Origin of the sequence: Providencia sp. PROV129 (genome assembly GCF_028482245.1) — a bacterium.
In the GTDB taxonomy this organism is placed as follows: domain Bacteria; phylum Pseudomonadota; class Gammaproteobacteria; order Enterobacterales; family Enterobacteriaceae; genus Providencia; species Providencia vermicola.
The window spans coordinates 1-5,368 of sequence record NZ_JAMPQD010000004.1; the positions used below are offsets into that span (position 1 = coordinate 1).

The window sequence follows — 5,368 nt, forward strand, 5'->3', positions numbered from 1 at the left end:
GTTAAAAATATCGCCTTTGAATGGGATGAGGGCTGAAAGGATCGCTGGTCTGTTGGTTATCGTGATGACATGATGGACGCATTTGAAAAAGACGTCTTTCCTTATATAGGTAATCGCCCGATTGTTGAAATCAAACCAATGGAACTACTTGAAGTGCTTTCTATTATGGAAAAGCGTGGAGCAACGGAGAAGCTAAAGAAAGTGCGTCAACGTTGTGGCGAGGTATGAAAGTACGCCATTATTACTGGTAGGGCAGAGTATAACCCTGCGCCAGATTTAGCCAGTGCCTTTGTTCCGCATAAGCGTGAGCATGACGCCCACCTTTCAGTAAGTGAATTACCAGAGTTTCTTTCTTCTTTAAACGTGCTTAATCTACCAGCCACAAAATACAGAACCAGATAATAAAAAGTCTGGTTTTTTTGTGTCTAAAATAGTCATAACTGGACAAATAGACAGTGATTTTAGTCGTAAAGATTTAGCCTGTAGAGCATGTTGGAATTTCCACTATGCCAGCCAAAGCGAAAACAAGCTTGACCGATTAAGGCGCAAGGTGCGAGTAGGTCGCTTTGCTATTTGGGGTTATAGCCCAGATGTTAGTAACCTAACCAAGCATGTGTATTCTTTCGATAAACCCAAAGGCATGAGATGGAAGAAATTCAGGGAGAAAGTAGCAGAACAGGCAAGATTAGAGGATTATTACTGGCAGGCATTTATACCATTTGTCGATAAATTAACGTCGGGTATTAAGATAAGGATAACTTAATAAAACTTTATATGTAATTGCTCAGATTTGACCGCACACCGATATTGCACAGAGCTAAATATTTAATCAAGATTTTTGCTCAGGTAGACTGTAGATACTAGCATTCCAGTAACCGAGCCCCTGTCGACGACTTTCTTTCCAGCCCATTGATATGAGTTCCTTTGCAATCAGTCGGTTCATCATACCATGCCCCATAAGCAGCACGGGACCGTTTGATACTTTTACAGAGGTTAGTAGGATATCTGCTGCCTGAGCAGCCCGTAGCTTAGCCATTTTCAGGGATTCTACATTACGGGAGATTCCACAAAGCCACATGATACGGAAAACAGTCGCCCAGAAGATGGGAGAGAACCTAAAAGCTGGAATGTGGAATGTGGGCAAATTAGCTTCTCTGAAAACTTCATCAATGCGATCAGGATTACATCCTAATGCTGTTAGGGATGAAAGAGCTCTTGGAAGAGGGCTACTTATAATGTATAGCGCGCTGGAAGCTAACACTTTGCTGGACTGCGGGGGTATATTATTGCCAGTATCTGAGAGGTCATATTGTGAAATCCATTCGGCCATCTCGATGCTCGATATTTTGGAAGAGCCTGTAAAAGTAGGCTTTCCATGGCGCATTAAAATAATTTCCATATATAATTTCTTGTTCGTTGACTATTTGGGGCGGATAAAATAACACGGTGAAAGAAGGTTATACTACCACTATATTTAGGGTAGCCCTTGATTGATAAAATAACATGCAAGGTGAGGATAACATCATACAAACCTAATGACCACCTCTAGCTAGCACCAGTCTGTCAGGAGGACAATCAGGTAATCCATCGGGCAGACCAAGTAAAGGCGCTGAGATAAGGCGTAATCTAATGGAAATGACCCCGCAAGCGATTAAATCAATTCTTGCCAGCATTGAAAGCGGTGATGCTACTTGCTTAAAAATATGGGCTGACCGTTGCGACCCTGTTTCGAAATCCACTATCCAACCTGTCGAATTTCTTTGTGACACCACAGACCTATCAAGCGCAGCTTTGAGCGTTGTATCTGCTATCAGTCAGGGATCAGTACCGCCAGATGTGGGAACTGTAATCCTAAAAGGTATTGCTGACGCTTCTAAGATTATCGAGGTTGAGAGCTTGCAGCGTGAGGTTGAGGCACTGAAAGAAGCTATGGAAGAGATTAAAAATGACCATGCGTAATTCGATTAGAAAGCTCAAGCGGCAGATTGAAACGGCAGCACCCAAAATCCGAAATATTATGGAGCCAATACCATCATTAAGTGTTGATGATTGGGAATCTTTATCACAGCAGCATCATGACAAGGTTTTGTACGGGATAGAAGCTAATGACGCTTAGAAAAACACTCAAGCAAATTAGAGAACAGTTAGAAGAATTTCAGCCAGAGGAGAGGATAACAGGCTTTGAAGTTCGTATTGTCGATTCTTCTGCGGAAGGTGACCATTTAATCGTAGGCCGCATGTATGTGCCTGTTGGTAATTCAGAAGAAAAATCATTTACTGAAATGTATGACGATGGTGATCCACGTCGAACTAAATGGGTGAAAGACGATGAGCACTAAAAACGGAATTAAGCAGATTAAGGCCATGATGAAGAAGCACAACACCACGGATGAAAGTTTCGATACCTTGGTGATTAGGGCTATCATGGATGAGATAAGCGGCGACAAGCCCGAGGAAACGTCAGATGAGTTAGAAAAACGATTCCATAAACGAAATGGTTATACATTTCCCGAAAGCGAAGAACTAAAACAACTCTTTTCACAAGAAGCCTGATAGCAGGAAAGAACAGGAGAGCATGACTGTACTCTAGGATTATTTATAATAATTAAGGAATATCATTTTGTTATCAAGTAATAGAATTTTTTCGAAGAATAAATATTATTTATTCTAGTTTAGTGTAATGAGTAAAATCTCATTTGATATTTTTTTAAATTCCTCAAATTGAGGCTCAGTAAAATTTAGAAAATATTGTTGAAAGTCAGGAAATAAAACGTCATCACTCCTGTGTAAAAAGCCGTATTTTTCGAATGGATGAGTATTCATTATAGAACTTATCTTGGCTTTACCGTTTTCATCTTGATGAAACCAGAACATTGAATATGCAGGGTTATATGCGGAAAAATCCGTTTCCTGAGCCCAAATAGACCCTTTAAAATAAGTATCAAAAATCAACTTTGCGGAATCTATAATATCTATTGATTTAGGATATAAATTTAAAATTTTATTTCTGGCCTTGCATACTAGTTCATCATTTTTGATAACTCCTTTCCCATAGGCTAATATTTCAGTAGCAGGGCTCTCGAATCTGGTTTTTCCTGAAAAATAACCATTCATGCTTTCTTCGGACATTTCACTGTCTATCCATAATGAATCATAAAAAGATATGTGTTCATCCTCTTTGTAATAAAAATCAACCTCAGCAAGATCTTCATCTCGTAGCCAGTTCCACCTTAAGTGATTTCTAATTTTGATTGCATTTTCTTTAGATTCAAAGAAGTATAACCCTTTTAATCTCGATACTTTATTACGAAAGTTATCATGTCTGAATTTCTCCATCTTTAACTCGTTTTCGTATGGGCGTTTATCGCTACGAACAATAAGTGAATGTAATTTGTTATATTGCCATACAGATAGAGCTGAGTACGTTTGCATTGGGGTTATTGAGCTTCCTTCAATACCTCCATAAATAGTTGTACAAATTCTACCGATAGCAACCTCCCAAGCAATATAGGGTATTTCTATATTTATAAAGCAGTAAAGTGTACGTTTTTTATAGTCTTTAAATGTTTGTTTAAATGTCATAGTGATGGTTTAAAATGATGAAAAAATAAAAATTATCTAAATTATTATAAACCAATTAATGGCTTATTGGAGGTTTTTTAATACTGGCTAATTAGGTTAGATAGAAAACAACAGCGAAATGATACCATTGAGGCATTTCTAGTAATGCGACTAAAATAAATTATTTATACTAAAACTCAAATGGTTAAATTTTGTTGTATTTTGTTCAAAATATAAATAATCAAGATAGGGATATGGGGACATAAAAAACCCCGAGAAGAATCGGGGAGGGAATAAAGTCCAGAACAAACTTTTTTCATTATGTTATATTATTACATGTTATTCAATGCATAAATGAATCAAAAGGGAGAATTAACTAGTTAGATCTTGGTGATAATTTAGAATTATCTTCCAATGGGATTAATCATGAATAGTATGAAATTCTAATGCATGGGTATGCGTTGGTGATATGAAGATGAATAAACCAGAAATGATAAAAGCAAAATCAATCAGGATCACCACGTCAGGAACAGTAATAAAAGCCCCTGAGCGAGTTAAAACAGCCACAGGTAAAGTTATGGCCACAATGACTATTCAGGCTGAGAGTGACAAGCGTAGTCCGTACCCATTAAAGATAGTGGCATTTGATATTAACGCGCTGGAGCTTATGACCTGCCAGAAAGGGAACAAAGTCACGGCTACAGGTCGTTATGAATGGTTTAATGGTTATCAGCTAACAGGGGCGCAGATAGTTACTATTTAGTAAAACTTAGTATCAGTAGACTACTTATCATGAATCAATAGGCCCTTCATCGCCATATTCAATTTCTTTAAGGTTATGGTGTGACTCGAATACAGTAAAAGACCAATTTTTTATTGGTAGTAACTTATTGTGATAGCTGGCATCTGCTCTCCACTCATATCGATTGCCTGAGTATGTTTCTATTAGCATCGCTGAAGTCCAGCATAATTTAGTCAGAAGCGATTCAAATTCATTTTTGCGTTGAGGCATAAAAAAATACTCGTTTCTATCCTCTAGGACAAAATGAATTATGGTAGATGTTGGGTAGCATAATGCTTTGTTATGTATTGGGAGCATTGCAAACATATCTTTGCATATACAGGCCCCAAATGTAGGAAGCTGGTCCAGTACTTTTTTATTAAAGTTAAAAACTTTTTCATCATCAGAGTTAAAGCACTCGATAAATCCAAACATTACCGTCATGATTCCAACCTTACTTATGCTTAGAGCGTGAAGACTGCTTTTCTAGAATTCCAGTTAAGTTAGAATTAAAACTAAATATCATCAAGTATTAAATAGCTTTCGTTGACGGTTCCGTTTGAAACGGAGTCGTGAAAAACATAGGTAGGGTTATTTCTGGTTGGTGTTTCATTATCTGCAATGAAGTTGCCATTGATGATATTTATGCAATGATGTTACTGGAAAGTGTAGAGCTAACATTGAGATTAAAAATCACCTTAAAACAGGCATGACAAAAATATTAGGGGGTACATTTTGGGGTATCTATAAAGATATAATTTAAATAATTATTTATTATCAATATATTGATTGCTATGAATGGTTCTCTCCTCCCCAATCCCAAGTAAATCAAGCATTCCAGCGAAATCTCACTCTACCAAAGTCTACTAACGTCTTTCTAAATCTCTACAATTTGTTGTATCGTTTTTTGTCTAGAAATTCCCTCTACAACTTTCCTATACAATATTGGTGATTTATGAAGCTAACAGACATGGCAATTAAGTGTGCCAAGTCAAAATAAAATGCATACACGCTGGCGGATGGTAG

The 5,368-nt window shown here is 37.4% G+C and carries 8 protein-coding genes and 1 pseudogene; 6 read left to right on the forward strand and 3 right to left on the reverse strand.

What is annotated here, in order from left to right:
- A pseudogene (locus PSF27_RS01515) lies at positions 1-360 on the forward strand (tyrosine-type recombinase/integrase); the annotation flags it as partial.
- Positions 361-421: 61 nt separating this feature from the next.
- On the forward strand, positions 422-763 hold the full coding sequence (locus PSF27_RS01520; RefSeq protein WP_272680745.1) for a hypothetical protein: 342 nt from the start codon (positions 422-424) through the stop codon (positions 761-763).
- A 66-nt stretch (positions 764-829) separates the two neighbouring features.
- Here PSF27_RS01520 and PSF27_RS01525 read toward each other — a convergent pair whose 3' ends face one another.
- Complete coding sequence (locus tag PSF27_RS01525; RefSeq protein WP_272680746.1) at positions 830-1,399, reverse strand: histidine phosphatase family protein; 570 nt, start codon at positions 1,397-1,399, stop codon at positions 830-832.
- Between the two features lie 230 nt (positions 1,400-1,629).
- Between PSF27_RS01525 and PSF27_RS01530 the strand changes: the two genes are divergently transcribed.
- The 3 genes from PSF27_RS01530 (at position 1,630) to PSF27_RS01540 (ending at position 2,553) form a co-directional block, all read left to right on the forward strand.
- Positions 1,630-1,959, forward strand: coding sequence for a hypothetical protein (locus PSF27_RS01530; protein ID WP_272680747.1), 330 nt, complete (start codon positions 1,630-1,632; stop codon positions 1,957-1,959).
- A 146-nt stretch (positions 1,960-2,105) separates the two neighbouring features.
- Positions 2,106-2,339: a hypothetical protein gene (locus tag PSF27_RS01535; RefSeq protein WP_272680748.1), complete on the forward strand. Its 234-nt coding sequence runs from the start codon at positions 2,106-2,108 to the stop codon at positions 2,337-2,339.
- Positions 2,329-2,553 carry a hypothetical protein gene (locus PSF27_RS01540; protein WP_272680749.1) on the forward strand — a complete coding sequence of 75 codons (225 nt, stop codon included), beginning with the start codon at positions 2,329-2,331 and terminating at the stop codon, positions 2,551-2,553. The genes PSF27_RS01535 and PSF27_RS01540 overlap by 11 nt, the downstream gene beginning before the upstream one ends.
- A gap of 114 nt (positions 2,554-2,667) precedes the next feature.
- On the opposite strand, the gene PSF27_RS01545 is transcribed toward PSF27_RS01540, so the two are convergent.
- A complete protein-coding gene (locus tag PSF27_RS01545) occupies positions 2,668-3,582 on the reverse strand; it encodes a hypothetical protein (RefSeq protein ID WP_272680750.1) in 915 nt (304 codons plus the stop codon).
- Positions 3,583-4,036: 454 nt separating this feature from the next.
- Here PSF27_RS01545 and PSF27_RS01550 point away from each other — a divergent pair, with 454 nt between their 5' ends.
- Positions 4,037-4,324 (forward strand): hypothetical protein, encoded by a 288-nt coding sequence (locus PSF27_RS01550; RefSeq protein ID WP_272680751.1) that lies wholly within the window; start codon positions 4,037-4,039, stop codon positions 4,322-4,324.
- A gap of 27 nt (positions 4,325-4,351) precedes the next feature.
- Here the strand turns inward: PSF27_RS01550 and PSF27_RS01555 are convergent, their stop codons facing one another.
- A complete protein-coding gene (locus PSF27_RS01555; RefSeq protein ID WP_272680752.1) occupies positions 4,352-4,786 on the reverse strand; it encodes a hypothetical protein in 435 nt (144 codons plus the stop codon).
- Between the last annotated feature and the right edge of the window lie 582 nt (positions 4,787-5,368).